At 73.0% G+C, this 25,966-nt stretch carries 26 protein-coding genes; 11 read left to right on the top strand and 15 right to left on the bottom strand.

Translation table 11 applies throughout. The annotated features are described in order from the left end of the window. Position 1: 1 nt before the first annotated feature. The 5 genes from ABT158_RS04930 to def all read right to left on the bottom strand — a co-directional run bounded on the left by ABT158_RS04930 (position 2) and on the right by def (position 3,518). Entirely contained in the window at positions 2-352 is a 351-nt protein-coding gene (locus ABT158_RS04930) for an MmcQ/YjbR family DNA-binding protein (RefSeq protein ID WP_352350971.1), read from the bottom strand. Between the two features lie 9 nt (positions 353-361). Next, positions 362-778 (bottom strand): CBS domain-containing protein, encoded by a 417-nt coding sequence (locus ABT158_RS04925; protein WP_352350969.1) that lies wholly within the window; start codon positions 776-778, stop codon positions 362-364. Between the two features lie 131 nt (positions 779-909). Next, entirely contained in the window at positions 910-2,331 is a 1,422-nt protein-coding gene (locus tag ABT158_RS04920; RefSeq protein ID WP_352350967.1) for a pyridoxal phosphate-dependent decarboxylase family protein, read from the bottom strand. Next, a complete protein-coding gene (locus ABT158_RS04915; RefSeq protein WP_352350965.1) occupies positions 2,324-2,944 on the bottom strand; it encodes a helix-turn-helix domain-containing protein in 621 nt (206 codons plus the stop codon). The genes ABT158_RS04920 and ABT158_RS04915 overlap by 8 nt, the downstream gene beginning before the upstream one ends. Positions 2,945-2,951: 7 nt before the next feature. Next, positions 2,952-3,518 (bottom strand): peptide deformylase, encoded by a 567-nt coding sequence (gene def / locus ABT158_RS04910; protein WP_352350963.1) that lies wholly within the window; start codon positions 3,516-3,518, stop codon positions 2,952-2,954. 124 nt (positions 3,519-3,642) lie between these two features. Between def and ABT158_RS04905 the strand changes: the two genes are divergently transcribed. Next, positions 3,643-4,437, top strand: coding sequence for a class I SAM-dependent methyltransferase (locus tag ABT158_RS04905; protein ID WP_352350961.1), 795 nt, complete (start codon positions 3,643-3,645; stop codon positions 4,435-4,437). Positions 4,438-4,549: 112 nt separating this feature from the next. Here ABT158_RS04905 and ABT158_RS04900 read toward each other — a convergent pair whose 3' ends face one another. Then, entirely contained in the window at positions 4,550-5,065 is a 516-nt protein-coding gene (locus tag ABT158_RS04900; RefSeq protein WP_352350958.1) for a hypothetical protein, read from the bottom strand. 122 nt (positions 5,066-5,187) lie between these two features. Next, complete coding sequence (locus ABT158_RS04895) at positions 5,188-6,237, bottom strand: hypothetical protein (protein ID WP_352350956.1); 1,050 nt, start codon at positions 6,235-6,237, stop codon at positions 5,188-5,190. A gap of 254 nt (positions 6,238-6,491) precedes the next feature. Between ABT158_RS04895 and ABT158_RS04890 the strand changes: the two genes are divergently transcribed. After that, entirely contained in the window at positions 6,492-7,427 is a 936-nt protein-coding gene (locus tag ABT158_RS04890) for a GNAT family N-acetyltransferase (RefSeq protein ID WP_352350954.1), read from the top strand. A gap of 32 nt (positions 7,428-7,459) precedes the next feature. Here ABT158_RS04890 and ABT158_RS04885 read toward each other — a convergent pair whose 3' ends face one another. Both ABT158_RS04885 and ABT158_RS04880 read right to left on the bottom strand, forming a co-directional pair. Beyond that, entirely contained in the window at positions 7,460-8,227 is a 768-nt protein-coding gene (locus ABT158_RS04885; RefSeq protein ID WP_352350952.1) for a nucleotidyltransferase domain-containing protein, read from the bottom strand. Beyond that, on the bottom strand, positions 8,224-8,862 hold the full coding sequence (locus ABT158_RS04880) for a nucleotidyltransferase domain-containing protein (RefSeq protein WP_352350950.1): 639 nt from the start codon (positions 8,860-8,862) through the stop codon (positions 8,224-8,226). Before ABT158_RS04880 ends, ABT158_RS04885 begins: the two co-directional genes overlap by 4 nt. A 57-nt stretch (positions 8,863-8,919) precedes the next feature. Between ABT158_RS04880 and ABT158_RS04875 the strand changes: the two genes are divergently transcribed. Beyond that, positions 8,920-10,785: a propionyl-CoA synthetase gene (locus ABT158_RS04875; RefSeq protein WP_352350948.1), complete on the top strand. Its 1,866-nt coding sequence runs from the start codon at positions 8,920-8,922 to the stop codon at positions 10,783-10,785. 76 nt (positions 10,786-10,861) lie between these two features. After that, complete coding sequence (locus ABT158_RS04870; protein ID WP_352350946.1) at positions 10,862-13,678, top strand: NACHT domain-containing protein; 2,817 nt, start codon at positions 10,862-10,864, stop codon at positions 13,676-13,678. 66 nt (positions 13,679-13,744) lie between these two features. On the opposite strand, the gene ABT158_RS04865 is transcribed toward ABT158_RS04870, so the two are convergent. Both ABT158_RS04865 and ABT158_RS04860 read right to left on the bottom strand, forming a co-directional pair. Continuing rightward, a complete protein-coding gene (locus ABT158_RS04865) occupies positions 13,745-14,884 on the bottom strand; it encodes a sensor histidine kinase (RefSeq protein ID WP_352350944.1) in 1,140 nt (379 codons plus the stop codon). Continuing rightward, positions 14,881-15,537 (bottom strand): response regulator transcription factor, encoded by a 657-nt coding sequence (locus ABT158_RS04860; RefSeq protein ID WP_352325242.1) that lies wholly within the window; start codon positions 15,535-15,537, stop codon positions 14,881-14,883. Before ABT158_RS04860 ends, ABT158_RS04865 begins: the two co-directional genes overlap by 4 nt. Before the next feature lie 155 nt (positions 15,538-15,692). On the opposite strand from ABT158_RS04860, the gene ABT158_RS04855 reads away from it, so the two are divergent. The 3 genes from ABT158_RS04855 to ABT158_RS04845 all read left to right on the top strand — a co-directional run bounded on the left by ABT158_RS04855 (position 15,693) and on the right by ABT158_RS04845 (position 19,081). Further along, a complete protein-coding gene (locus ABT158_RS04855) occupies positions 15,693-17,183 on the top strand; it encodes a hypothetical protein (protein WP_352350942.1) in 1,491 nt (496 codons plus the stop codon). Between the two features lie 49 nt (positions 17,184-17,232). Further along, positions 17,233-18,120, top strand: a complete 888-nt coding sequence (locus ABT158_RS04850) for a hypothetical protein (protein WP_352350940.1) — start codon at positions 17,233-17,235, stop codon at positions 18,118-18,120. A 61-nt stretch (positions 18,121-18,181) separates the two neighbouring features. Further along, positions 18,182-19,081, top strand: a complete 900-nt coding sequence (locus tag ABT158_RS04845; protein WP_352350938.1) for an HPF/RaiA family ribosome-associated protein — start codon at positions 18,182-18,184, stop codon at positions 19,079-19,081. Here the strand turns inward: ABT158_RS04845 and ABT158_RS04840 are convergent. Then, positions 19,051-20,268, bottom strand: coding sequence for a UDP-N-acetylglucosamine--N-acetylmuramyl-(pentapeptide) pyrophosphoryl-undecaprenol N-acetylglucosamine transferase (locus tag ABT158_RS04840; protein WP_352350936.1), 1,218 nt, complete (start codon positions 20,266-20,268; stop codon positions 19,051-19,053). The two genes, ABT158_RS04845 and ABT158_RS04840, sit on opposite strands and share 31 nt — an antisense overlap. A gap of 176 nt (positions 20,269-20,444) precedes the next feature. Here ABT158_RS04840 and ABT158_RS04835 point away from each other — a divergent pair, with 176 nt between their 5' ends. Together ABT158_RS04835 and ABT158_RS04830 are read left to right on the top strand one after the other, a co-directional pair. After that, the gene (locus ABT158_RS04835) at positions 20,445-21,404 is read left to right on the top strand and encodes a Ppx/GppA family phosphatase (RefSeq protein ID WP_352350934.1); all 960 of its coding nucleotides are present in this window, start codon (positions 20,445-20,447) and stop codon (positions 21,402-21,404) included. Between the two features lie 58 nt (positions 21,405-21,462). Next, a complete protein-coding gene (locus ABT158_RS04830; RefSeq protein ID WP_352350932.1) occupies positions 21,463-21,840 on the top strand; it encodes a hypothetical protein in 378 nt (125 codons plus the stop codon). A gap of 63 nt (positions 21,841-21,903) precedes the next feature. On the opposite strand, the gene ABT158_RS04825 is transcribed toward ABT158_RS04830, so the two are convergent. Both ABT158_RS04825 and ABT158_RS04820 read right to left on the bottom strand, forming a co-directional pair. Further along, the gene (locus tag ABT158_RS04825; RefSeq protein ID WP_352350930.1) at positions 21,904-22,335 is read right to left on the bottom strand and encodes an ATP-binding protein; all 432 of its coding nucleotides are present in this window, start codon (positions 22,333-22,335) and stop codon (positions 21,904-21,906) included. A gap of 92 nt (positions 22,336-22,427) precedes the next feature. Then, positions 22,428-22,976, bottom strand: coding sequence for a TetR/AcrR family transcriptional regulator (locus ABT158_RS04820; RefSeq protein ID WP_352330794.1), 549 nt, complete (start codon positions 22,974-22,976; stop codon positions 22,428-22,430). 100 nt (positions 22,977-23,076) lie between these two features. Between ABT158_RS04820 and ABT158_RS04815 the strand changes: the two genes are divergently transcribed. Next, a complete protein-coding gene (locus ABT158_RS04815) occupies positions 23,077-24,651 on the top strand; it encodes an MDR family MFS transporter (RefSeq protein WP_352350928.1) in 1,575 nt (524 codons plus the stop codon). On the opposite strand, the gene ABT158_RS04810 is transcribed toward ABT158_RS04815, so the two are convergent. Next, entirely contained in the window at positions 24,632-24,952 is a 321-nt protein-coding gene (locus ABT158_RS04810; RefSeq protein ID WP_352350926.1) for an STAS domain-containing protein, read from the bottom strand. The genes ABT158_RS04815 and ABT158_RS04810 overlap by 20 nt on opposite strands. Before the next feature lie 69 nt (positions 24,953-25,021). On the opposite strand from ABT158_RS04810, the gene ABT158_RS04805 reads away from it, so the two are divergent. Next, positions 25,022-25,960, top strand: a complete 939-nt coding sequence (locus ABT158_RS04805; protein ID WP_352350925.1) for a GNAT family N-acetyltransferase — start codon at positions 25,022-25,024, stop codon at positions 25,958-25,960. Positions 25,961-25,966 lie beyond the last annotated feature (6 nt).

Below are 25,966 nucleotides of genomic sequence, written 5' to 3'. Positions count from 1 at the left end.
GTCAGGGGCCGGTCTGGAGCTGCTGTTCCAGGCGGACCTTCTTGGGGACGCACATGCGCCACGCCTCCAGCACCAGTTCCCGCATCTCCGCCGCGTCGAGGGCGTCCATGCGGGCGACCACCCAGTTGAAGCGCAGATCGGACTCGCCGGGCATGAGGAACTTGTCCGGCTCGGCCGCCACCAGGGCCTCGCGTTCCTCCTTCGGGAACCCGAAGCCCATCAGCGTCTCGTCCCGCGAGAACGCCACGTAGACGATCTTTCCCACGCGGAACTTGACCCGGTCCCGGATCAGGTGCTCGGACGAGCGCGGAAGGGTGCGCGCGAAGCGCCGGACGTCCTCGACGGTGATCACACAACCACGTTAGCGGTTGCCCTCCGCGGCCGAGATGTCGGCGAGTGCGGAGTCCGGGTCGCGCTCCACCGCCAGGTCGCCCAGGCTCACGATGCCGACGGGACGGCCGTCCTCGACGACCGGAAGGCGGCGCACCGCGTGCGAGCGCATGATCTGCACGGCCTGGTCGATGCTCGTGTCGGGCCCGACCGCCTCGACCGACGGGCTGCACGCCTCCCTGACCGGCGTCTCCGGCCCCCGCTCGGCGGCCACCACCCGGATCGTGATGTCCCGGTCGGTGACGATGCCCTTCATGCGCCCGTTCTCGTTGACGATCACCGCGCCCGCGTCGTTGTCGCGCATGAGCGCCGCGGCGGCCGACACCGGCTGGTCGCACTCGACCGTCGCCGGGTGCGAAGTCATCACGTCTGCCACGGTCTCTGCCATGGGATCCTCCTGATTGCTCACGTCCCGGCCGCTTACTACCCGGGCCGGGGGAGCGCTCACAGGGCTTTGTCGGATCCCGGCGTCCGGCCATGCGTGTCCGGTACGTCCGTGGAGAAGCCCTTTACCGGGCCTCAGAGCGTCTTCGCCGCCAGGCGGATCTCCTCCAGCAGGATCGCCAGGTCGTCCTCGGTGGTGTCGGGATGCAGGAAGCAGGCCCGCAGCGCGTCCCGGCCGCCCAGGCGGGTGCCGGTGAGGAAGGTGTTGCCGCGCGCCTGGACCGCCCCCGGCAGGGCCCGGTTGAGCGTGTCGAGCCCGCCGGGTCCGCCGAATTTGCCCGTCGCGGGCGTGTGGCGGAAGGCCGTGATGGACGTGGCGACCGGCGCGAGCAGCTCGAAGTCCGGGGCCTGCTCGACCAGGGCGGCCAGCGTGCGGGCCAGGCCGCCGGTGTGCTCGACCAGGCGCGTGACGCCCTCCCTGCCCAGGTACGACAGCGTCGCCCAGGTCTTCAGCGCCCGGAACGGACGGGTCTGCTCGGGCCCGTACTCGGCGAACCAGCCCAGGTCGCCGGCGTTGTCGTCGATCAGGTACGACGGCACCAGGCTGAAGGCGGCCCGCGCGGCGGCCGGGTCGCGCAGCAGCGCGCAGCCGCAGCCGACCGGGACGCCGAGCCACTTGTGCGGGTCGAGGGCCAGCGAGTCGGCCCGGTCCAGCCCCGCGTAGGCGGGCGCCGAGCGCGCGTCGAGCACGCCGAGCGCGCCGTAGGCGCCGTCCACGTGGAACCAGAGCCCGTGCTCGGCGGCCACGTCGGCGATCGCGTCGAGCGGATCGACCGCGCCGGAGTTGACGGTGCCCGCGCTGCCCGCCACGCAGAACGGCCGCAGGCCCGCCGCCAGGTCGTCGGCGATCATCGCGCGCAGCGCGCCGACGTCCATGCGGAAGGAGGCGTCCACCGGCACTTTCCGGACGTTCCGGGCGCCGAGGCCGAGGAGCTGGGCCGCCTTGTGCAGGCAGCTGTGGCCCTCCTCGGTGACGTACATGATCATGGGTGGGCGGCCGTGCAGGCCCTCCTCGCGGGCGTCCCAGCCGTCGGCGAGCGCGGCGTGCTGCCGGGCCGTGGCCAGGCAGACGATCGTGGCCATCGACGCGCCGCTGGTCAGCAGGCCGCCGCCGGGCGGGTGGGGGAAGCCGACCAGCTCGGCCAGCCAGCGCACCACCGTACGCTCCAGCAGCGGGCCCGCGTGGTCGCCGCCCGCGCAGCTCGGGTTGAGCGCGGCGGCCAGCGGCTCGACGAGCACGCCGGCGGGGGAGGGCGGCGAGTTCACCCAGCCGAAGAAGCGCGGGTGCCCGTTGCCCATCGGGTACGGCAGCACATGGGCGCTCACGTCGTCGAGCAGCGCGTCGAGCGGACGCCCGGTGTCGGGCAGCGGCAGCTCGCCCAGCCAGGCGCGCTCGGCGGCGGGCACCGGCCGCCACACCGGCCCGGCCGGGACGCCCTCCAGATGGGCGGCAGCGATCTCGGCCGCCCTGACGCCGGCGCGGCGCAGCTCATCCATGCGGGGATTCCCTCCAGGTCTCGTGGTGGCCGCCGCCACCCAGCTCCATGGCCAGGTAGAAGACGCAGTCGGCGGTCCCGTCGTTGGCGAAGGCATGGCGGTGGTCGCCGGGGTAGGCGGCCGAGTCGCCGGCCGCCAGCTCGTACGGCCGGTCGTCGATCGTCAGGCGCAGCGTGCCGCGCTCGACGGCCAGGTACTCGCGCGAGCCGCGGGCGTGCGGGGCGAACTCGCCCGCGTCCACGCCGGGGCCGATCGTGGTCCGCATGAACTCGAACTCCACGTCGGTCAGCACCGGCGACAACACCCGCCGTTCCCAGCCCGACGGGTCGCGCAGCACCCGCTGCCGGTCGTGCCGCAGCACGCGCACGTCCTCGCGCGCCGGTTCGTCGAGCAGCCGGGAGATCGACGTGCCGAGGGCCGTGGCCAGGCGGTCGAGCACCAGCACGGTCGGCGACTTGGCGCCGCGCTCGACGTCGGAGACCATGCTCCGGCTGATGCCGCTCAGCTCGGCCAGGCGCTCGACGGACAACCCGCGCCCGCGCCGCTCGGCGCGGATGCGCCCGCCCAGCTCGGCCAGGGACAGCCCGCTGGACAGCACGCCTTCACCTTGCATTCCTCCACTATAGCGGAGAAATTTCCTCTTTAGCGGCCTTGGTCTGCTCGTAGGCTGCCAGCACCTGCTTGCGGCGTTTGGCCGGAAGGCGGTCGATGTACAGGTAGCCGTCGAGGTGGTCGGTCTCGTGCTGGAGGCAGCGGGCCAGCAGGCCGGTGCCCTCGACCGTGACCGGCCGCCCCTCGGCGTCGAAGCCGTGGACGGTGGCGTGGTCCGGCCGGGGGAGCGGGGCGAACTGGCCGGGCACCGACAGGCAGCCCTCGTCGTCGGGGTCGAGGCGGCGCTCGCCGAGGCCGGGCAGCTCCAGGGCCGGGTTGACCACGACGCCCTTGTGGCCGACGCCCTCGGCGTCGGGGCAGTCGTAGACGAACACGCGCAGCGGCACGCCGATCTGGTTGGCGGCCAGGCCCACGCCCTCGGCCGCGTACATGCTCGCGAACATGTCGTCGACCAGCGCCGCCAGCTCGCCGTCGAACCGGGTGACCGGCTCGCACGGATGGTGCAGCACCGGATCGCCCACGTGCACGATCGGCCGGACCTCTCCCACGACCACGCCTTCCTTTTGCCGGGACATTGCCGCGACCAGTCTATGAGCGACGCCGGACGCGCGACGCCGTCTCACATAGAAAGACGCATTCTCTCGATAGATGAGACACAGGCTAGGGTCGGAGCCCACATCGTCGTGAAGGAGTCTTTCGATGGACGCCGTCTACACCCATGGGCACCACGAGTCCGTCCTGCGCTCGCACCGGTGGCGCACGGCGGAGAACTCGGCCGCGTACCTGCTGCCGCACCTGCGGCCCGCGATGAAGGTCCTCGACGTGGGCAGCGGGCCCGGCACGATCACCGCGGACCTGGCCGCGCGGGTGGCCCACGTGACGGCGTCGGAGGTGACCGAGGACGCGCTGGCGCTGGCCAGGGCCGAGATCGGCGCGCGCGGGCTGGGCAACGTGGACTTCGCCGTCGCCGACGCGCACGCCCTCGGCTTCCCCGACGACACCTTCTGCCTGGTCCACGCCCACCAGGTGCTCCAGCACGTGGGCGACCCGGTGCGGGCGCTGCGCGAGATGCGCCGGGTGACCAAGCCCGGCGGGTACGTCGCGGCCAGGGACAGCGACTACTCGGCCTTCGCCTGGTACCCGCGCCTGCCCGCGCTGGACGACTGGATGGCCCTCTACCAGCGCCTCGCCCGCGCGAACGGCGGCGAGCCGGACGCCGGGCGGCGCCTGCTGTCCTGGGCCCGCGCCGCCGGCTTCCAGGAGGTCACCGCCACCTCCTCCACCTGGTGCTTCGCCACCCCCGAGGACCGCGCGTGGTGGGGCGGCATGTGGGCCGACCGCGTCCGGCGCTCGGCGCTGGCCGAGCAGGCGCTCGCCACGGGCGCGGCCACCGCGTCCGACCTGGAGACCATGGCCGCCGGCTGGCTGGAATGGGCCGCCGACGACGACGCCTGGCTCTCCGTCCTGCACGGCGAGATCCTCTGCCGCCCCTGACCCGCCGGGTGGGTGACGGGCCGCTCCTGATCGGCCCGGTGGGTGGCGGGCCGCTCCTGATCTGCCGGGTGGGCGGCGGGCTGTTCTTGATCTGCCGGGTGGGTGGTGCGGCTCAGAGGCCGAGGGTGCGGGTGCGTTGCCACTGGGGGTCGCGGTAGAGCACCTGGTCGGTGCCCAGCAGCTCGTCGGGGGCCGACAGCATGGCGATCTCGCCCGCCGCCTGGAGCTGGAGCAGCAGGTCGCGCACCCGCGGCCCCACCGGCAGCCGCCCGGCGGGCAGGCTGAACCCGGCCCGCACCGTGTCGGCGATCTCCGACAGGTGGAACGGCCCGTCGAACCCCGCCACGATGCCGCGCACGACGGTCATCGTGATCAGCTCCTCGGCCTCGGTGTGGGCGAGCTGCCAGGTGATCTGCTCCTTGCGGCCCCCGGTCGCCGCGCAGACCGTGCACCCGCGCGTCAGGTCGGGGGCCAGCTGCTCCACCGCCGAGCCGAGACAGGCCGAGCACCGGCCGTTCTCGGCGGCGTGCAGCTCGGCCGCCATCCGCCCGGCCAGCACCGCGCCGCAGTCGCAGCCGAAGCCGTCGCCCAGGATGCCGCTCTGCGGGGAGATCGTATGCTTCGTCATCAAGCCGACTTTACCGGCCCCGGCCGCCGCGCCCGCGGGTCCGCGTCCCCGCACAGCCTTGCCCCCGGAGCCTTGCCCCCGCAGTCGAGTCCCCTCAGCGGTGTCCCCTCAGCCGTGTCCCGTCAGGTGCGGATGTCGGCGAGGCCGCGCAGGCGGCGCAGGGCCTTGCGGGCCGCGGCCGTGACGCGCTCGTCCGGGTGGTGGTCGATGACGACCCGCAGCACCCGTCCCGTCCACGGGTGGTCGCCGAAGGCGAGGATGGCGATCGTGCCCGCCTGCTCCTCCGCGTCCATCCCCATGGCGATCGAGTCGATCACCTCGCCCGCCTCGCCGCCGCCGAACTCCAGCAGCGCCGCCGCCATGTCCACCAGCACCCAGGCGATCTCGTCGGGGGTGGGCCGCCGTTCCTCGTTGCCCGTCCTGGCCGCGACCACCGCGCCCAGTCTGGGCTCCTCCAGCAGCCCGCGCAGCGCCCGGCGGCCCTCCTCGCCGAGGCCCGACTCCAGCAGCTCCACGCCGACCGCCCGGCTCAGCGGGCTCACCCCGGCCAGCGCCCCGGCGATCTCGGCCGCGGCCGACTCCCGGTCGCGGCCGGCCAGCCAGCCCGCCAGCTCCTCGCTCCGCTCGGCCTCGGGGTAGGAGCGCAGGCCGTGCAGCAGCGTGGCGGCGTCGGCGCCGGCCAGCGTCCCCATGACGGGGATCTCCTGCCCGGCGGTCTCGGCGATGATCAGCCGCGCCACCCACAGCCCGAGCCAGCTCAGCGTGTACGGCTCTGCCTGCCGCACCAGTCCCAGGTCGGTCAGCGCCTGGGGCACCCGCCCGGGGACCGGCTCCCTGGACAGGAACATGCGGATGAGCTCCAGCAGCAGCCGCTCGTCGGCGGCCAGCCGTGCCCGGCACACCCGCGCCCACGCCTCCAGCACCCGCGCGTCGCCGGCGCGCTCGTCGCCCTGCTCCTCTTCCTGCCCGTCTCCTTGTCCGGCCGGAGGGGCGTCGGACGGGGCGGCCTGCGGGGCGTCGGGCAGGGCGGTCTGCGGGGCGTCGGGCGGGTCGAGCAGGGCCTTCAGCTCGCCCGCGAGCGGCGCGGCGCGGACCGCGGAGGCCAGGGTGGCGGCGTCGGGGAGCCGGATCGGCGGTTGCAACGGCAGCGTGTCGTCGTCGTAGGACCTCACGGAGCCCATCCTGTCCTCATCCCTGTCCTCATCGTCGGCCGGATCGGAATCGTCCCGCCGGATCGCGAAACGCCGGAAACTGGACGCGGTCCAGCGTACTCACGTCGTCCTCCGGCCACGAGGGGAAGATCACGTCCGGGAAAACGGCGAGCGGGGCGACGGCAAGCTGGGCTAGAGTGCTGCGAAATGTCGGGAGAAGGGAGGCACTGAGATGTTTGGCAGTGTAAGTGTGATTTACATTTCTCGGAGGAACTGTGCTTTTCCGTCCCGCGGCCGAGGCTGACCTCGACCGCCTGCTCGGCTGCGTCGTCGACGAATCCATCAGCTGGGCCCATCCCGACCGGCTGCTCTCCTTCCTGGAGAGCCGCAACTACCGCTACGACCGCATCTGGCTCGCCGAGGAGAACGGCGAGATCCTGGCCCGCGCCGTCTGGTGGGGCTTCGCCGGCGAGGAGCGACCGCTCGCCCTCGACTGCGTCTACGTCCACCCGTCGGTCGAGGACCGTGTGGGGCTGGCCGCCGAGCTGCTGCGCCACGCGCACGCCGCGTTCGGCCGGACGCCGGAGTACCACGTCTTCGTCTCCAACGGCTGGCGTGCGGACCCGAAGGCGTCGGCGGCCATCGCCTGGCGCTGGGAGGCCGCCGGCCGCGCCGGGCTGACCGAGGAACTGGAACGCCTGCGCTACGCCTGGACGCCCGGCTCGCCGGTGCCCGAGCCGTCCGACCGGCTGGTCTTCCGCGGCGATGACGACGACGAGGTGTTCGTGGACGCCTTCCGCCAGGTCGCCGAGGGCACCCTCGACTTCCACACCCGCCAGGCCCTGATGACCATGGACCCCGTGGAGCAGGCCCGCGAGGACGTCCGCGACAACCGCTCGATGCGGGGCGAGCGGTCCTGGTGGCGGCTGGCCTACGACAAGAGCGGCGACCTGGTCGGCGTCGCGCTGCCCTCCGCCAACGACGCCGGGCCCGTGGTCGGCTACCTCGGCGTGGTGCCGGCGCACCGGGGCCGCGGCTACGTCGACGAGCTGCTCGGCGAGATCACCCGCTTCCACGCCGAGCGCGGCGTGCCGGGCATCATGGCCGACACCGACGCGGGCAACGTCCCGATGGCGCGGGCGTTCGAACGCGCCGGGTACGAGAACGTCTCGGTCCGGCTCGTCCTGTCGGCCGACCCCGGCGCCGCCTGACGCCCTGTCCCGTCCCTGACCGGCCGCACCCGTCAGGGGCGGGACGCCAGGCGCGCCCGTACGGCCAGGTCGTGCAGGGCGTCCTCCGCGGTGGCCCGCTCGGGCAGCGCCGAGTCCTCGCGCGCGGCCTCCAGCGCGGCCGTCATCCGCGCCACGTCGTCGGCCACGCCCGCCACCTGCGGCGCCGCGCCGTGCTCTGCCTCCCGCTTGGCCGCCACCAGCTCCTGCAGGTACGGCGGCCCGTACGGCAGCAGCCGCGTCAGGTCGGCCTCCAGCTCCCCGGTGCGCATGAGGTGGGTGCCCGTCGCCAGCACGCGGAAGGTGTACAGCAGCGGCTTCAGCTCGCCCGTACGCCCGAACAACCGCCACTGCGTACGGGCGAACCCCAGGTAGTGGTGGGCGTGGTGCCGGGTCACGCATCCGGCCGCCAGCGCCACCAGCTCCTCGTGCACCGGCGAGGACGTCACCACCAGCGGCGACAGGAGCTGTTCGAGCACGTAACCGTTGCGGCCGAGCAGCAGGCGGCAGAACTTGACCAGGTCGTGCGTGACCAGGTCCACCTCGACGCCCTCGCGCGTCCACGTCCGGTCCAGCGTCTGCGGCCCGGTGCGCAGCCCGGCCACCTCCTCGACCGGCAGCACGTGCACGCCACGCAGGTCCACGTCGGAGTCCACGGACGGGAAACCGTACAGGTGGGCGCCGCTCACCGTGGCGAACGCCAGCGGGTACGGCTGCTCGGCGGGGATCTCAGGCAGCCACGACGGCAGCCCGGACGGCAGCTCAGACGGCAGCGTGTTCACAGGTGCTCCTTCCGCACGCCCACCAGGAAGTCCTCCACGCGTTCACGGTCCGGGCGCTCCGGCAGGACACAGGGCGCGGCGGCCAGCTCCGCCGCCAGCGCGGCCCGCCAGGCGTCCACCTCGGCCCACGGGACCTCGCCGCGCCGGACCGCCAGCAGCCGTTCGCGGTAGGCCCCGACATCGACCAGCGGTTCGCCGTGCCGCATCAGGTGCAGGCCGCTGAGCAGCAGCCGCAGCATGTGCATGGCCTGCTTCCACTTGGGCGCCGCCGGGTCGAGACGCCGGAACTGGTCGACGGCGTACCCGGCGAACGTCTGCCGCGCCCGCCGCGACACGAACGCCCCGCGCAGCTCGCGCAGCCGCCGCCCGGCCGGGGTCTCCACCTCCACGACCGGCGACCACAGGCACTCCAGCACCGTCGGGTTGGCCTCCAGCGCCAGCACGCAGAAGCGCTCCACCTCCCACGAGAACTGCTCGGGCAGCGGCCCGTCGCGGTGCGTGGGCGGCTTGGACAGCCGCCAGAAGTCCGCGGTGGGGGCCACGAACACGCCGCGCCGGTCGGTGTCGGACGCCGCGGTCTCCAGCCCGTACGCCCGCGAGCCGGTCACGACGGACAGGATGAGATCGTCATTCATCCGGACACCCTCCCATGGGGCTTGCGTTCGGGGCCCGGCGGCTGGTCTGATCGAAAAGTGGGCGGCTATGACGAGGCTTACCGGCGGAGCATCCAGCGCCCGGAGGAGTTCTGGGCGCAGGCGGCGCGCGACATCGACTGGGACGTCGTGCCCGCCGTCGTCAGCGACGGGAGCCGGTGGTTCCCCGACGGACGGCTCAACACCTGCCACAACGCGCTCGACCGGCACGTCGCGGCCGGCCGCGGCGAGCAGGCGGCGCTGATATACGACAGCCCGGTCACCGGCACGGTCAGCACGATCACCTACGCCGAGCTGCTCGACGAGGTGGCGCGGACGGCGGGCATGCTGAAGGCGCTCGGCGTGACGGCCGGCGACACCGTCGTGATCTACATGCCGATGGTGCCCGAGGCGGTCGTCGCGATGCTGGCCTGCGCGCGGCTCGGCGCGGTGCACTCGGTGGTGTTCGGCGGCTTCGCGGCCAGGGAGCTGGCCCTGCGCATCGAGCACGCCGAGCCCAAGGTGGTGCTCTCGGCCTCCTGCGGCATCGAGCCGGCCCGGGTCGTGGCCTACAAGCCGCTGCTGGACGCCGCCCTCGACCAGGCCGCCCACCGGCCCGCCCACTGCGTGATCCTGCAGCGCCCGCAGGGTCCGGCCGAGCTGACGCCGGGCCGCGATCTCGACTGGCACGAGTCCGTGCGGGCCGCCGAGCCCGCCGGGTGCGTCAGCGTGGCCGCCACCGACCCGCTCTACGTGCTCTACACCTCCGGCACCACCGGCCTGCCCAAGGGCGTGGTGCGCGACAACGGCGGCCACGCGGTCGCGCTGCGCTGGAGCATGACCAACGTCTACGGCGCCGCCCCCGGCGAGGTCTTCTGGGCCGCCTCCGACGTCGGCTGGGTCGTCGGGCACTCCTACATCGTCTACGCGCCGCTGCTGACCGGCTGCACGACCGTCCTGTACGAGGGCAAGCCCGTCGGCACGCCCGACCCCGGCGCGTTCTGGCGGGTGACCGCCCAGCACGGCGTGCGCACGCTGTTCACCGCGCCCACCGCGATCAGGGCCATCAAGAAGGAAGATCCCGCCGGTAATTTCGCGAAAAATTGGGACCTGTCCGGGCTGCGGCATCTCTTCCTCGCCGGTGAGCGCCTCGACCCCGACACCTACCACTGGGCGAGCGACCTGCTTGGCGTGCCCGTCATCGACCACTGGTGGCAGACCGAGACCGGCTGGCCCGTCGCGGCCAACTGCGTCGGCATCGAGACCCTGCCGATCAAGCCGGGCTCGCCGACGAAACCCGTCCCCGGCTACGACGTGCGCGTGCTCGACGCCGAGGGCCGCGAGTGCCCGCCCGGCGTGGAGGGCGCGGTCACCGTCCGGCTGCCGCTGCCGCCCGGCTGCCTGCCCACCCTCTACCGCGACGAGGAGCGCTTCCACGCCTCCTACCTGTCCCGCTACCCCGGCCACTACCTGACCGGCGACGGCGGCCACATCGACGCCGACGGCTACCTCTACGTCATGGGCCGCATCGACGACGTGATCAACGTGGCCGGTCACCGCCTGTCCACGGGCGCGATGGAGGAGGTGATCGCCGCCCATCCCGACGTCGCCGAGTGCGCGGTGATCGGAGTGGCCGACGCGCTGAAGGGCCAGCTCCCGGTCGGGTTCGTGGTGCTCAAGTCCGGCTCCGAACGCGACCCGGCCGACATCGAGCGCGAGCTGACCGCCCTGGTGCGCGAACGCGTCGGGCCGGTCGCCGCCTTCCGCCGGGCCGTGGTGGTCGCCCGCCTGCCCAAGACGCGTTCGGGCAAGATCCTGCGCGCCACGATGCGCGACATCGCCGACGGCCGGCCGTACGCCACGCCGTCCACCATCGAGGACCCCGGCGTGCTGCCGGAGATCGCCGACGCGGTGAAAGGCCCATAGCGGAGCGGGCGTCCGGGCAGCGCCGGGGGCGCCGCCCGGCGCATGATGGGACCTCCCGGTCCCGGAGAGAAGGCTGATGATCGAGACCCCGAGTTACGCCGACGCCCTGAGGGTGCTCGGCTGCAAGGAGGGCAGGCTCGTCAAGGTGGTCGGCTTCGCCGCGGCCGCCGCCCGCACGGGGTGGGCGCTGGCCGGGGGCGGGCTGCTCACCATGGGCCTGGCCGACCTGCGTTCCGACGTCGTGCGCTACGGCGAGGAGGTCATCCGCAGGATGCCCGAGCTGAAGGGCGGCGTGGACCGTTACACCCGCACCCAGCGCCTGGCCGCCGCGCACGCGGTGATCGTCGTCTCGGCCTGGTTCGAGGCGCTGGGGGAGGCCAAGCTGCCCTTCACGCTGGAGCAGCTCGACCGGGCCGACAAGATCTCGCACGGCGTGCCCACTCCCGAGCGCTTCGCCCGCCTGGTGGCCGGCCTGCTCATGGAACGCCTGCCCACCCCCGAGCCGCACGTGCCCTTCGCCGAGACCCGCCAGGCCGTCGAACGCGCCCACCTGCGCATGTCGGAGGCGATGGCCGGGTTCGTCGGCGGCCTCAGCGTGTGGGACGAGCTGCCCGTCGACGACCAGCTCCTGTTACCCCGGATGCTGGCCGAGGGCCCGCCCGCGCACGCCCTGCGCATCTACGACGAGGACTTCCGCTCGCTGTCCCTGGACAGCCACGAGTTCGGCGTGCGCAGCCTGGTCACCGACCGCCAGACGCCGGGCACCGGCCTGTCGCGGGTGGCCTGGCTGCTGGCCGAGCTGGCCCCGCCGCGGGTCGGCGACCGTCCCATGATCCACCGGGTCAGGATGGCGGCGAACGCGCTCGACCGTCCCCTGCTGGCCGCCGGCAAGCTGCCCGAGGACGTCTCGCTCCCGCTGCTCGGCGAGGGCTACCTCAGCCCGCGCTGCCGGGTCGCCGAGCTGACCCGCGAGTCCGACCCCTCCTCCGTCGGCTGGTGGCGGGACCAGCGCCTGCTGCCCGACGCCGAGGCGTTCCTCGTCGGCCACCTCACCTCGCTGCGCGCCACCCAGGCGCCCCTGCTGGTGCTCGGCGAGCCCGGCTCGGGCAAGTCCAAGCTGACCGAGGTGCTCGGCGCCCGCCTGGCCAGGTCGGAGTTCCTGCCGATCAGGGTGGAGCTGCCGCGCGTCTCGCCGCGCGCGCCGGTCGCCGAGCAGATCGAGCAGGCCGTCGCCGCCGTGCTGGAGGAGGAGGTGGCCTACGCCGACCTGGTCGCCGCGGGCGACGGCGCGCTGCCGGTGATCCTGCTCGACGGCTTCGACGAGCTGCTGCAGGGCGGCGTCAACCGCTACGACTACCTCGGGCACCTGCAGGATTTCCAGCGCCGCGAGGCCGCGCTGGGGCGGCCCGTCGTGGTGATCGTGACCAGCCGGACCGTGGTGGCCGACCGCATCAGGTTCCCCGACGGGCTGCTGGCGCTGCAGCTCCAGCCGTTCGAGGACGACCAGGTGCGCCAGTGGCTCGACATCTGGGACCAGGCCAACCGCGCCCTGCTGGCCCGGCGCGACCTGAAGCCCCTGCCCGCGGCGACCGCGCTGGCCCAGGGCGAGATGGCCCGGCAGCCGCTGCTCCTGCTGCTGCTCGCCCTCTACGACGCCGGCGGCAACGCCCTGCAGCGCGAGCACCGCCCGATCGGCCGCGCCCGCCTGTACGAGGTGCTGCTGCGCGACTTCACCGAACGCGAGACCGCCACCCCGCAGCGGGTGGTGATCGACAGCGAGCTCGTCCTGCTCGGCACGGTCGCCCTGTCCATGCTCGCCCGCGGCCGGCAGGTCATCACCGAGGAGGATCTCGCCCGCGACCTGCCCGCCCTGTGCGAAGGCGGCGAGGACGAGCCCGACGAGCCGCGCCCGCCCGTCGACTGGGCCCGCCGGGCCACCGAGCGCTTCTTCTTCATCCGCCGGGACGGCCACTCCTTCCTCCACTCCACCTTCGGCGAGTTCCTGACGGCCTGGCTGACCGTGTACGCCCTGCGCGACCTCGACCGGCGCCGCCGTCTGGCCGGGGACGAGCCGCTGGCCCTGGCCCAGAGCGTGGACGACGACCTGCTGTACGCGGTCACGTCGTTCTCCTGCCTGGCCGAGCGCGGCCCGACGGTCGGGTTCATCCTGGAGCTGCTGGACGAGGTGCCGGCGGCCGTGCGCGCCCGGTGCGTGACCCACCTGGCCGGGCTGCTGCGCCGGTCCCTGTACGAGCGCCGCCGCCGCTGCTTCACCGGCTTCGAGCCGGTACGCCATCCCGTCACCCGCCGCCTGGCCGCCTACTCGGCCAACCTGGCGCTGCTCATCGTGGCCGCCTCGCCGGAGCCGGTGGCCGTCTCGCACCTCCTGGGCGGGCCCGACCCGCTGGGCCGCTGGGCGTCCTTCAGCCACCTGTGGAAGGGCCAGCTCGGGCACGAGGGCTGGACGGGCCTGGTCAACGCCCTGTCGGCGCACCGCGTCGCCGGGCGGGGCCAGGAGGAGGTGATCCTCGGCGGCGGCGAGGGCACCGCCATGGGCGACGCGGTCGTCGCCGCCGCCACCGGGCACGCGCCCCGCCACCGCAGGCTGCTCGACCTGCTGATGCTGGCCGTGGGGGAGGGGCGCGCGCTGCGCTTCCACGACCGGGTGGCCGTCCTGCGGGAGCTGGTGGAGACGGCGGCCGTGCGGTCCCCGGCGGTGCACCGGGCGCTGGGCGCGTTGTGGCGCGAGGACGGCGCCGACCACGCCGAGCTGCGCGCGCTGCTCGCCCTGGTGCTGGCCGACCCGACCGAGCGCGTGGCGACCTGGGAGCAGCTGGTCAAGGCGGGCGTGCCGGAGGAGGAACTCTGGCAGATCCGCCAGGGCGGCGACTGATCCGCCGGCGGCTCCAGGGTGGTCGTCAGGGCGCGGACGGGTCCACCGGCAGCCCCGTGAGGGTCGTCAGGGCGCGGACGGGTCCACCGGCAGCTCCACGGTGATCGTCAGGCCGCCCTCGTCGCGCGGCCTGGCCGTGACCGTGCCACTGTGGGCCTCGGCGATGACCCGCACGATCGACAGCCCGAGCCCGCTGCCCCGCTCCGAGCGCAGCCGGTCGCCGTGCAGCCGCCGGAACGGCTGGAAGATCGTCTCGATCTCGTACGGCGGCACCTGCAGCCCGGTGTTGGCCACCACCAGCTCGACCTGCTCGGCCCGCCGCCGCGTCGTCACCCACACCTCGCCCTTGGGCTGGTTGTGCCGGATCGCGTTCTCCACCAGGTTCTGCACCAGCCGCTCGACCAGCACCGCCTCGCCCGTCGTCGGCGCGGAGTCCAGCAGCCGGTGGATCGTCACGTCCCGCTCGGCCGCCTCCTCGCCGGCCTGGTCGAGCACGTGCTCGGCGACGTCGGTCAGGTCGAAGGGCCGCCGGTCCAGCACCGCCTGCTCACCCTCGGCCAGGGCCAGCAGGCCGTCGATGAGGCGTTCGTGCCGGGCGTTGACCAGCAGCAGCGACTCGCCGAGCCGCTTGACGTCGTCGGTGGCGTCGGGGCGGCGCACGGCGACGTCCACCAGGGTGCGGTTGATCGTCAGCGGGGTGCGCAGCTCGTGCGAGGCGTTGGCGACGAACCGGCGCTGCCCGTCGAACGAGCGGGCCAGCCGGCCGAGCATGGTGTCGTAGATCTCGGTGAGCTCCTTGACCTCGTCGCGCGGCCCCTCGTAGGCGATGCGCTCGGTCAGGTCGTGGCTCTGGGCGACCCGGCGGGCGGTCTCGGTCACCGCCTTGACCGGCCGCAGCACCCAGCCCGCCGCCCGCCAGCCGACCCCGAACGCCCCGGCCGTGGCGGCCAGCACGATGAGCCCGCCCACCGTGCGCACGCCGTTCAGCGTCTCGCGCTGGTAGGCCGCGCGCACCCGCATCGCGTTGCGGTAGGCGGACTCGTAGGAGTCGCCGTAGGAGTACTCCCGGGGGAAGTCGGGCCTGATCAGGCTCGCCCGGTACTCCAGCTGCGACCGGACGACGAAGTACACCCCGGTCACCGTCAGGGCGCCGAGGAAGAGGAACACCCCGGCGCAGGCCAGGGCGAAACGCATGCGCACGGTCATGGGATGCGGTACCCCGATCCGGGGACGGTCTCGATCACCTGCGGCTCGCCGAGCTTCTTGCGCAGCTTCATCATCGTGGTCCGCACGGTGTTGGTGAACGGGTCGATGTGCTCGTCCCAGACCTTCTCCAGCAGGTCCTCGGCCGAGACCACCGCGCCCTGGGCGCGCAGCAGCTCGGCCAGCACGCCGAACTCCTTGCGGGCCAGCGGGACGTACACGCCGTCGCGGAACACCTGCCGGTGCGCCCAGTCCAGCCGCACGCCCGCCCGCTCCAGCATCGGCGGGTCGGCCCGGCGGGCGCGCCGCCCGAGCGCGTGCACCCGCGCCACCAGCTCCTCGAACGCGAACGGCTTCGGCAGATAGTCGTCGGCCCCCAGCGACAGCCCCGACACCCGTGAGCGCACGTCGCCGGACGCCGTCAGCATGAGCACCCTGACCAGCCGGTCCTGCTCCACCACCGTCCGGCACACCTCGTCGCCGTGCACCCCCGGCAGGTCCCTGTCGAGGATGAGCACGTCGTAGTCGTGCACGCCGAGCCGTTCCAGCGCCGCCTCCCCGTCATAGGCGACGTCCACGGCGAGCGCCTCGCCCCGTAACCCCTCGGCGATCGAGTCGGCGAGCATGCGCTCGTCCTCGGCGATCAGAACCCGCACTTGTAGCCCCCAAGAAGATCATAAATGCCGCAAGTCTGGACCAGGCCGCATAACGCGGGCGTAACCAGTTCCGGTGACGCTCAGGTTATCGGCGTCCCGCTGGACTGCCTCCTCTGCGACCGGGACCGGCCCGGTCGGCTACGGGGGAGAAGGTCATGGCAGCCATCCTGGCCGGGACGCGTCCGCTCGCGCCCGCCGCGCGCCGCCCGCGCGGCCACGGACTGTTCGCCTGCGTGCTGGTGCTCGCCGCCGCACTGCGCGTGCTGGTCATGCTCGGGTACGACACGGCGCAGCTCTACTGGTACGACTCCTTCACGTACCTGGACACAGCCGTGCACCTGCAGCCCCAGGCGGCTTTCCACCCCGCCGGGTACTCCTGGTTCCTGTGGGCCCTGCGGCCCTTCCACAGCGTGAAGCTGGTCGCCGGGGTGCAGCACGCCATGGGCCTGGGGATCGGCGTGATGATCTACGCGTTGCTGCGCCGTCGTTCGCTGCCCGGCTGGGGGGCCGCCCTGGCGACCGTGCCGGTGCTGTTCGACCCGTCCTTCGTCCGGCTGGAGCACGCCGTGCTGTCGGACCTGCAGGTCATCTTCCTGATCACCGCCGCGCTGGTGGTGCTGATGTGGCGCCACGGCCCGTCCGGCGCGCCGCGCGGCTGGCCCGGCGTGCCGTCGGCGCGGGCCGCGGCGGTGGCCGGGCTGCTGCTCGCGCTGGCCGGGCTGACCAGGACGGCCGCCGTGCCGCTGCTCGCCCTGGCGGCCGGCTGGCTGGTGCTGCGCCGCGCGCCCTGGCGGCGGGTGGCCGCGCTGGTGCTGGCCGGCGCCCTGCCGCTGGCGGCCTACGCCGGCTGGTACGCCCAGCACCACGGCCGTTTCGCCCTCAGCGGCTCCGACGGCGTCGCCCTGTGGGCCAGGACCATGACCTTCGCCGACTGCTCGGTCATCAAGCCGCCGCCCGCCGAGGCCCCGCTCTGCCCGAACGGCACCGTCGCCGACGCCGCCTCGGAGTACGTCTGGGCCCCCGGCGCCTCGCTCAACCGGCTGCCGGGCGACCGGTTCGCCCACAACGACCTGGCCAGGTCGTTCGCCCTGCGCGCCATCGCCGCCCAGCCGCTGGACTACCTGCGCGAGGTGGCCCGCGACACCTCACTCGCCTTCACCTGGTCGCCGGTGCCCCATCCCCGGCGGATGAACCCGTCCACCACCTTCCCCCGCGGCTCCTGGCCGCTGCCCGAGCAGCAGGCCCTCGTCGCCAAGGTGCGCTCGGAGTACGACCCCGGCATCCACGGCATGAGCTCCGTCGAGCCGTACGCCTCGATCCTGGCCGCCTACCCCTACCCCTGGTTCCTGCACGGCTCGGTCTTCGGCGTGCTGCTCCTGGCCGGCGGCCTCGGCTCGGCCGGACGCCGCCGCGCCGCCCTGCTGCCGTGGGCGACGGCGGCCTTCCTGCTGCTGGCCCCGGTGGCGGCCCTCGACTTCGATCACCGGTACGTCCTGCCCGCCATCCCCTTCGCCTGCGTGGCCGCCGCCCTGGCCGTGACGGGGGCAGCGACGGGGGCAGCGCCGGGAACAGCGACTGGGGCACGGACCAGGCGGTTTCCGGGCCTGACCTTTCGGAGGCTGACATCCTTGCGAAAAAATACGTAATATCCACTGCATCGCGAGCGTTGGGGGCGCCAAGGTGCCGGGACAGAGCGTGGGTGTGGTCGTCGATCCGGAGGTTCCTCCGGAGGTCGCGGGGATGCTGCGGGCCAACGCCGCGCTGCTGTCCAGGATCCGGTCGGGCTGGGTGCCGCCGGCCGACGCGCGCCCGGGCCGGTTCAGGAACGTCTCCAGCGTCGCCCTGCTCGCCGCCACGCCCGGGGTGGTCGCGCTCATGGCCGTGCTGCTGGCCCTGTCCCACCCGGCCGCCGGGTTCACGTTGCTGGGCACGTTCGTCTTCATCGTCCTGGTCAAGATCGCGTCGATCAGCGAGCTGCCCGAGCACGACGTGTCGCGCGACCGCGAGGTGTACGAGCGGGCCCGCCCGTACCGGGACCGCTACCTGCTGCCCGAGGACTTCGACCGGGCCGCCGCGGACGTGCTGACCAGGGCGCAGCGGGCCATCGGTTCGGTGCTGCGCTCGCACGTCAACGCCGAGGGGCTGCTCGACGGCGCCCGCAACGCGCTCATGCTGCCCGCCCAGGAGTGGGAGATCGCCCGCCTGCTGGCCAAGCTGTCGGCCTTACGCGCCGAGCACGCCGCCCTGGTGTCCAGGGGCGTCGCCCCCGAGGTGGCCGCCGTGATCGAGCCGCTGGACAGGGCCCTGGCCACCAGCGAGGCCGCCATGATCGCCCGCGTCGAGGCCCTGGAACGTTACGCCGGGCACGTCGCCGAGGCCGAACGCGCCTACCACGCCCGCGGCCAGATTGAGGAGCTGCGCGCGCGCCTGCCGCGCTACGAGGAGCTGCTGGCCGAGACCGGCGCCGACGCGCTGGCCGTCCCGGAGATCGACCGGCTCGCCGAGGACGCCGACCACCTGGAGCAGGTGTTGCGGCGCAGCGTGCGGTCGGCCCACGAGGCGTTCCGGTACCTGGAGAGCTGACATGCCGGTGGCCGGGCGGAACCGCCCTCGCAGGAGGTGAATCCCCATCCGATCCGACATCATGGCCGACGTCATCGTCGATCCCGGCGTGCCGCCGGCCGACGCGCGGCTGCTCAGGGACAACCGGCGGCTGCTGCTCAGGGCGCGCAGGGGCTGGGTCCCGGACGGTCCGGGCCTGCCCGCCGGGCCGTACTGGCGGCTCGGCGCGGTCTGCGGGGCGACCGTCTGCCTCGGCCTGCTGCTGGGCGCCGGAGGGCTCGGCCGCTCCCTGGGGCCGCTGGTGCTCGTGCTCCTCGCCGTCCCGCTGATGATCGTGACGTTCGTCCGCACCGAGACGCCGGAGGGCGAGGAGGCCGAGCACGAACGGCGGGTGCACGCCCAGGCCGTCCGGCACGAGGGCCGGTACGTGCTCCTCGACGACCTCGACGAGTCCTCGCGCAGGCTGCTGCGCCGGGCCCAGCGGGCGGTCGCCACGGTCTCGCAGTCGCGGGTCAACCTCGAAGGGCTGCTGGACGACGTGCGCAACGCGGTGATGCTGCCCGCCCAGGAGTGGGAGATCGCCCGCCTGCTGGCCAAGCTGTCCGGCCTGCGCGCCAGGCACCGGCAGACCCTGTCGGGGGAGAGCGCGCCCGAGGTCGCGGCCGTGGCCGAACCCCTCACCAGGGCGCTGGACAGCAGCGAGCAGGCCGTCGTGGCCCGGGTGGAGGCGCTGGAGCGGTACGCCGCCAACGTGACCGAGGCCGAACGCGCCTACCGGGCCCGGCAGCAGATCGCCGAGCTGCGCGCGCGGCTGCACGAGTACGAGGAGCTCGTCGCCGAGACCGGCGCGGACGACGCCGCGATGGACGAGCTGACCCGCCTGACCGAGGACGCCGACCGCCTGGACCAGGCGCTGAGGCGGAGCGTCAGCTCCGCCCACGAGGCCTTCCGCTACCTGGAGCCGGGCCCCCGGGACCCCTGACCGCCCTGGACCCCGAAGCCCTGACCACCCTGCCCGCTCTGGCCGTGCGGCGGGTGGGCGCCGCCGTGGGCGGCCTCCAGGAGCAGGTCGCACAGGGCGTCGGCGGCGTCGAGGCGGCCCAGCTTGCCCGCCGCCTGCCCCATCGCCGCGCGCAGCCCGGGATCGGCCAGCATCGGCATCAGCTCGGCCAGCAGCTGCTCGGCCGTCGGCCGCGGCTCCAGCAGCGCCCGCGCGGCCCCCGCCGAGACCAGGTAGCCGGCGTTCTTGCGCTGCTCGTCGCCCCCGGTCGGGATCAGCGGGATCAGCAGCGACGGCTTGCCGATCGCGGTCAGCTCCGACACCGTGCCCGCGCCGCTGCGCGAGATCACCACGTCGGCCGCGGCGAACAGGTCGGGCAGCTCGGTCCCCACGTACGGCACCGGGTGGTAACGGTCGGCCAGGCCGGGCGGCACCTCGACCGCCCGCATCTGGTCGATCCAGGCCGGCCCGCACTGGTGGACGACCTGCGCGTGCGGCAACAACCGCGGCAGGATCTCGGCGATCAGCGTGTTGATCTGCTTGCTGCCCTGCGCCCCGCCGGTCACGTAGATCAGCGGCACCTCGAACGTCAGCCCGAACAGGTCGTAGGCCGCCGCCCGGTTGCCCTGCAGCAGCTCCGGACGCACCGGGTTGCCGGTCACCACGGCCTTCGCCCGCGCCGACGGCGGCAGGTACTCCAGCGACGACTCGTGCGACAGCGCGATCCGGGTCGCCAGCCGGGCCAGGATGCGGTTGGCCAGGCCCACCACGGTCGTCTGCTCGTGCATGACCAGCGGGCGGCGGATCAGCTTGGCCGCCACGCCGATCGGCACCGCGACGTACCCGCCGGTGGACAGCACCACGTCGGGCAGGTAGCGGGCGGCGTGCCCCACCGCCTGGAACACCCCGACGGGGATGCGGAACACGTCGGCGATGTTGGTGCCGAGCTCCTTGAGGTTCGGACGGCGGCGCAGCTTGCCCGTGGTGATCGCCTTGAACGGGATGCCGTGCTCGGCCGTGATCCGGGCCTCCAGGCCGTTCTCCGTGCCCACCCACAGCACGTCGTGCGGCACCTGACGTCGCTGGACGGCCGACAGGGTCGTCAGGGCCGGATAGGTGTGACCGCCGGTGCCGCCGCCGGTGATCAGCAGTCGCAGGGTTCGTGACATGCGATCAGACTATGGCCGCGCGGCGGAAGCCCGTGTGCCCGGTCCGGCCGCCGGGCGTGTTCGCCGCGCGCCCGGCCCGCCTTGACCGGGCACACGGCCGGCCGCCCGGCCCGCCCGGCTCGGCCGGGGGCAGAGCCGGCTTCGCCCGAAAAGCCGCAGACCGGTAGCGTTTTCCCATGCGACTAGGCGTGCTGGACATCGGCTCGAACACCGTCCATTTACTCGTCGTCGACGCCCACCGGGGCGCGCGGCCCATGCCCGCCTACTCCCACAAGGAAGAGCTGCGCCTCACCCGGTACCTGGGTGCGGACAACCGGCTCGCGCCCGAGGGCATCGAACGGCTCGGCGCGTTCGTCGAGGAGGCGGTGCGCCTGGCCGAGGACAAGGGGGTGGAGGACCTGCTCGCCTTCGCCACCTCTGCCGTGCGCGAGTCGGCCAACGGCGAGCAGGTGCTCGCCGAGATCGACGAGCGCTGCGGCGTGCACATCGCGGTGCTGTCCGGGCGTGACGAGGCCCGGCTGACGTTCCTCGCGGTGCGCCGGTGGTTCGGGTGGTCGTCCGGGCGGCTGCTGGCCTTCGACATCGGCGGCGGCTCGCTGGAGATCGCCGCCGGGGTGGACGAGGAGCCGGACGTCGCGGTGTCGCTGCCGCTCGGCGCCGGGCGGCTGACCCGCGACTGGTTCACCGGCGACCCGCCCTCCGCCGAGGAGGTGCGCAAGCTGCGCAAGCACGTCCGCACGGAGATCGCCCGCACGGTCGGCGACGTGGCCAGGTACGGCGAGCCCGACCGCGCGGTGGCCACCTCCAAGACCTTCAAGCAGCTCGCCAGGATCGCCGGCGCGCCGGCCTCCAGCGAGGGCCCGTACGTCTCGCGCGCGCTCTCCCGCGCCGACATGGCGTCCTGGGCGGCCCGGCTGACCGGCATGAGCTCCGCCGAGCGGGCCGCGCTGTCCGGGGTGTCCGAGGGCCGGGCCGCGCAACTGGCCGCCGGGGCGCTGGTGGCCGACGCGGCCATGGACCTGTTCGAGGTGGAGCGGCTGGAGGTGTGCCCGTGGGCGCTGCGCGAGGGCGTGATACTGCGCCGGCTCGACCTCCTGCCCGGACGGCTGGATCAGTCCACCGGGATTGCTGAGTAAGACCGATCTATCCCAAAAAATTGGCATAATTCGCTGGTGAGCGGGCACTTTTCGCCCAATGTTGACAGTCCTCGGTACGATCGGCTCCCTGGTGATCGTCTTCGTCCTCATCGTCCTGGCCGTCCTGGTCATCGCGGTGGTCGCGATGCTGGCGATGGGCGCGCTGGCCGGAACGATGGTCGACTGGCACACGTTGTGGCGGCGGCTGACCCGCCGAGGGTCACGGTTGACGCTGAAACTCAGCGCCCCCGAGGCACCCGCGCGGCTGCGGGCGAAGCTGAGCGGCGGCACGCCCCTGGTGAGCCGCCGTCTCCGGCTCACGCCCGTGATCCGCGGGGGCGACCGGCGTCCCGACGTGAGCCGTCCCGGCCGGAGCGCCCGCGTTCGCAGGCCCGCCGGCCTCACTACGACCGCCGTCTCCGGCAACGAACACTGAGAAACGAGAAGTGAAAAAGGGCCGGGCCGCCGCTGACGCGACGGCCCGGCCCCGGTGTGCGGGTCACCTGGCGATGAGATGCTGTCCCGCCGCCCCGGGGGTGAAGCGCAACTTCTTCTCCAGGCAGACCATCGCCCCGTTCTCGCGCACGTTGGTGAACCGGATGTCGTCGGCGAGCGCGCGCATGATCTGCAGTCCGCGGCCGTGCTCGGCCCCCGGGCCGGGTTCGATCACCTTGTTCGGATCGAAACCGCCCCCCGTGTCGACGACCTTGATGACGCACAGGTCGTCGTGCACGCAGGCGCTGACGGTGTAGTCGTCGCTGGGCGTGGCGTGCTTGACCACGTTCGCGCACGCCTCGGTCAGCATCAACTCGATGTCGTCGCGAATCTGGGCCTCGACGCCGAGCGACCGCAGCGTGCCGTCCAGCATCTGCCTGATCAGCGGGACGCTCGCCGCATCCCTGGGCAGTCGGAGCGCTATCGTCGCCTCCACTGCGTCTCCTCCCGTCTGGATGCGTGCGAGCCTTCTGCCCCGGATCCCGCGCGCCAATCGTCCGGCGCGCCGCCGAAGCGCCACAGGGGTCGCTACTGCTCCACGAGCCGCAGCGCCACCTCCATGCACGCCTTGTCGATCTCCTCCTCGGTCAGCCCCTCGCCGGCCATCGACAGCCACTTGCCCGCGTGCAGCGCGAACAGCGCCAGCGAGCGGCTGATGCGCTCGGTGGGCGTGGCGCCGGCGTCGCTCATCTCGGCGGTGAGCTCCATCATCGTGTCGCGCATCTTGGCGAGCTGGGGATGGTTGCGCATCGCCGTCTGGTTGCTCTCCAGGAAGCGGGCGACGGCCAGGTAGCGGGGCTGGCGCAGCCGTTCGGCGTAGCGTTCGAGCAGCTCGCGGCGGGTCTCGGGGGTCTTCGGTGCGTTCCTGGCCCACTCCAGCAGCTCCTGCAGCTCGGCGACCCGGAGGTCGACCAGGCTGCCGATGATGTCCTCCTTGGTCTTGAAGTGGTAGTACAGCGCGGCCTTGGTCACGCCCAGCTCTTCCGCGATCTCGCGCAGCGAGGTCGCCTCGTAACCCTGCTCCGTGAAGAGTTTCAGCGCGATCTCCTGGATCCGCGCCCGCGTGTCTTCCCGCACTTTGCACCTTGATTTCGACTTGACGGTCGGCAAGTAAGTATCTAGCTTATTCTAAGCTTGCCGGTCGGCAAGTAAGCAAGATCACAACTGGGGGTGTGCAGTGGCGGAGGCAGTCGGACGGCGCCGCGAGGTCATGGTCGTCCTGCCGGGCCTGATGCTGGCCATGGTGCTGGCCATGCTGGACAACATGATCGTGGGCACGGCCATGCCGCGCATCGTGGGCGAGTTAGGGGGCCTGACCCATCTGTCGTGGGTGGTGACCGCCTACGTCCTGGGCACGACCGTCTCGACGCCGATCTGGGGCAAGATCGGCGACCTGTACGGCCGCAAGACCATCTTCATCACCTCGGTCGTCATCTTCATGATCGGCTCCGCGCTGTGCGGCATGGCCGGCTCCTCCATGCTCGGCGGCCCGGCCGACGGCATGACCGAGCTGATCGCCTTCCGCGCGATCCAGGGCCTGGGCGCCGGCGGCCTGATGGTCAACGTCATGGCCATCATCGGCGACCTGGTCCCGCCCCGCGAGCGCGGCCAGTACCAGGGCATCATGGCCGGCGTCATGTCGCTGGCGATGATCGCCGGCCCGCTGGTCGGCGGCTTCATCACCGACCACCTCGACTGGCGCTGGGCCTTCTACGTGAACCTGCCGGTCGGCGCCGTCGCGCTGGTCCTGCTCGTGCTCAACCTCCACCTCCCGCGGACGCACAACAAGGTGCGCATCGACTGGGCGGGCGCGGTCCTGCTGTCGGTCAGCATCACCGCGATGGTGCTCATCACCACCTGGGGCGGCAACGAGTACACCTGGGGCTCCTGGCAGATCCTCACCCTGATCGCGGTCGCCGTGGTCTTCCTGGCCGGGTTCATCGTGGTCGAGCGCCGCGTGGCCGAGCCCATCATGCCGCTGCAGCTGTTCCGCAACCGCAACTTCACCCTGATCTCGGGCATCGGCTTCCTGCTCGGCTTCGCCATGTTCGGCGCGATCAACTTCCTGCCGCTGTTCCAGCAGACGGTGCAGGGCGCCACGGCCACGAACTCCGGCCTGCTGCTGCTGCCCATGATGGCCGCGGCCATGGTCGTGTCGCTGTTCGTCGGCAAGGCCATCACCAGCACCGGCAAGTACAAGATCTACCCGATCATCGGCGGCGTCGGCATGGCCGCCGGCATGTGGCTGCTGTCCACGATGGACGTCCACACGGCCTCCTGGCAGACCGGCATCTACATCGCCGTGCTCGGCCTCGGCATGGGCTTCCTCATGCAGACCACCATGCTCATCGCGCAGAACAGCGTCGAGCAGAAGGACCTCGGCGTCTCCAGCAGCGCCACCACGTTCTTCCGGTCGATCGGCGGCTCGTTCGGCGTCTCGCTGTTCGGCGCGATCTTCAACAACCACTACCTGTCGGAGCTGACCGGCCGGTTCGGCGCCCAGGCGGCCGAGCGCATGACCTCGGGCGGCGGCGCCAGGATGGATCCCAAGCAGCTCGAACAGCTCCCCGTGCAGATGCGCACCGGGATCCTGGAGTCGCTGGCGACCTCGATCTCCGGCGTGTTCTGGTGGGCCATCGCCTTCGCCGTCGTGGTGCCGGTGCTGGCGGCCCTCATCAAGGAGATCCCGCTGCGCGGCGGCGCTCCCACGGAGGCGGCCGCGCAGGAGGCGGTCAGCCCGGCGGCAGGCTGAACAGCCGGTCGATCGCCGTCAGCTGGAACAGGCTGCGCAGATAGGGCGTCAGCGCCACCACCCGCACCACGGCGCCGGCGTCCGCGGCCCGCAGCTGGAGGCGGACGAGCCCGGCCAGGCCGGAGGAGTCGACGAAGGTCAGCCGGGACAGGTCGACGTCGATCGCGGTGATGCCCGCGGGGACGGGGAGGTCGCCCAGCCGGCTGACGGACTCGTAGTCGAGGTCGCCGGACAGGGCGAGCGCGACGGTCGTCGCGTCGGGCGTGGCGACCTCGATGTGCAGCGGCTTCCTGTCGACCACCCGGCCAGCCTAGCCACCCCGGGAAAAATGGGAGGCGCCGGGGTGGGCGAAGTGTGCACAATCCTGCCCATGCACATCTTGCGCCGCCCCCGGGTCGACGACGCCGCGGCCATCCACGAGCTGGTCGCGGCCTACGACACCGACGTCATCGGGTCGCCCGACATGACGCTCGACGACATCGCCGACGAGCTGGCCGAGCCGGGCTTCGACCTCGACAGGGACGGCTGGCTGGCCCACGACGAGACCGGCCGCCCGACCGGTTGGGCCTGGGCCTGCCGGGTGGGCGACAGCGACCTGGTCAACATCGAGGTCGTCACCCGCCCCGGCCTGGACGACCTGGACGACCTGCGGCAGGAGCTGTGGCGCACGGTCACCGCCCGCGCCCGCGAGCTCGGCGCCGAGCGCGGCCACGACGGCGTCACCCTCGACATCGGCATCTACCGCGTCGACCAGGACAAGCAGTCCTACGCCAAGGAACAGGGCTTCGAGCCCGGCACCAGCTTCCACCGCATGCGCGCCGACCACGCGGCCCCCGTCGAGCCGCCCGCCCCGCCGCCCGGCCTCACCCTGCACACGGGCGAGGACGAGGAGACCCGCCGGGCCGCGCACGCGGTGCACCAGATCGGCTTCGCCGAGCACTTCGGCTTCGTCCCGGTCGACTACGACCACTGGTACGAGCGCCGCCAGGCCATGAGCGTCACCGACTGGAGCCAGCTCACCCTGGCCAGGATCGACGGGGAGCCCGCCGGCGTGCTGATCGGCAGCAACCAGTTCGTCCCCGACGAAGACTGCGGTTACGTCGCCACGCTCGCCGTGCACCCGCGCTTCCGCGGCCGGGGCCTGGGCCGCTTCCTGCTCCGGCACGCCTTCGCCGCCGACGCCGCCAGAGGCCGCAAGGGCACGATCCTGCACGTGGACAGCAACAACACCACCCCCGCACTGGGCCTGTACGAGTCGGCGGGCATGCGCCGCGTGCTGGCAATCGACGTCTGGCGGCGCCGCCTCTGACGCCGT

The organism is Nonomuraea sp. NPDC001636, from assembly GCF_040298265.1.
In the GTDB taxonomy this organism is placed as follows: domain Bacteria; phylum Actinomycetota; class Actinomycetes; order Streptosporangiales; family Streptosporangiaceae; genus Nonomuraea.
This window is presented reverse-complemented; position numbering and strand designations above follow the sequence as displayed.

Excerpts from the sequence above, each read along its gene's own strand:
- def (WP_352350963.1), bottom strand. The coding sequence starts at position 3,518 with ATGTCCCGGCAAAAGGAAGGCGTGGTCGTGGGAGAGGTCCGGCCGATC.
- ABT158_RS04870 (WP_352350946.1), top strand. The coding sequence starts at position 10,862 with ATGATCGAGACCCCGAGTTACGCCGACGCCCTGAGGGTGCTCGGCTGC.
- ABT158_RS04840 (WP_352350936.1), bottom strand. The coding sequence starts at position 20,268 with ATGTCACGAACCCTGCGACTGCTGATCACCGGCGGCGGCACCGGCGGT.
- ABT158_RS04900 (WP_352350958.1), bottom strand. The coding sequence starts at position 5,065 with ATGACGAAGCATACGATCTCCCCGCAGAGCGGCATCCTGGGCGACGGC.
- ABT158_RS04915 (WP_352350965.1), bottom strand. The coding sequence starts at position 2,944 with ATGCAAGGTGAAGGCGTGCTGTCCAGCGGGCTGTCCCTGGCCGAGCTG.
- ABT158_RS04920 (WP_352350967.1), bottom strand. The coding sequence starts at position 2,331 with ATGGATGAGCTGCGCCGCGCCGGCGTCAGGGCGGCCGAGATCGCTGCC.
- ABT158_RS04845 (WP_352350938.1), top strand. The coding sequence starts at position 18,182 with ATGGCCGACGTCATCGTCGATCCCGGCGTGCCGCCGGCCGACGCGCGG.
- ABT158_RS04905 (WP_352350961.1), top strand. The coding sequence starts at position 3,643 with ATGGACGCCGTCTACACCCATGGGCACCACGAGTCCGTCCTGCGCTCG.
- ABT158_RS04925 (WP_352350969.1), bottom strand. The coding sequence starts at position 778 with ATGGCAGAGACCGTGGCAGACGTGATGACTTCGCACCCGGCGACGGTC.
- ABT158_RS04855 (WP_352350942.1), top strand. The coding sequence starts at position 15,693 with ATGGCAGCCATCCTGGCCGGGACGCGTCCGCTCGCGCCCGCCGCGCGC.
- ABT158_RS04835 (WP_352350934.1), top strand. The coding sequence starts at position 20,445 with ATGCGACTAGGCGTGCTGGACATCGGCTCGAACACCGTCCATTTACTC.
- ABT158_RS04865 (WP_352350944.1), bottom strand. The coding sequence starts at position 14,884 with ATGACCGTGCGCATGCGTTTCGCCCTGGCCTGCGCCGGGGTGTTCCTC.
- ABT158_RS04830 (WP_352350932.1), top strand. The coding sequence starts at position 21,463 with ATGTTGACAGTCCTCGGTACGATCGGCTCCCTGGTGATCGTCTTCGTC.
- ABT158_RS04805 (WP_352350925.1), top strand. The coding sequence starts at position 25,022 with ATGCACATCTTGCGCCGCCCCCGGGTCGACGACGCCGCGGCCATCCAC.
- ABT158_RS04880 (WP_352350950.1), bottom strand. The coding sequence starts at position 8,862 with ATGAATGACGATCTCATCCTGTCCGTCGTGACCGGCTCGCGGGCGTAC.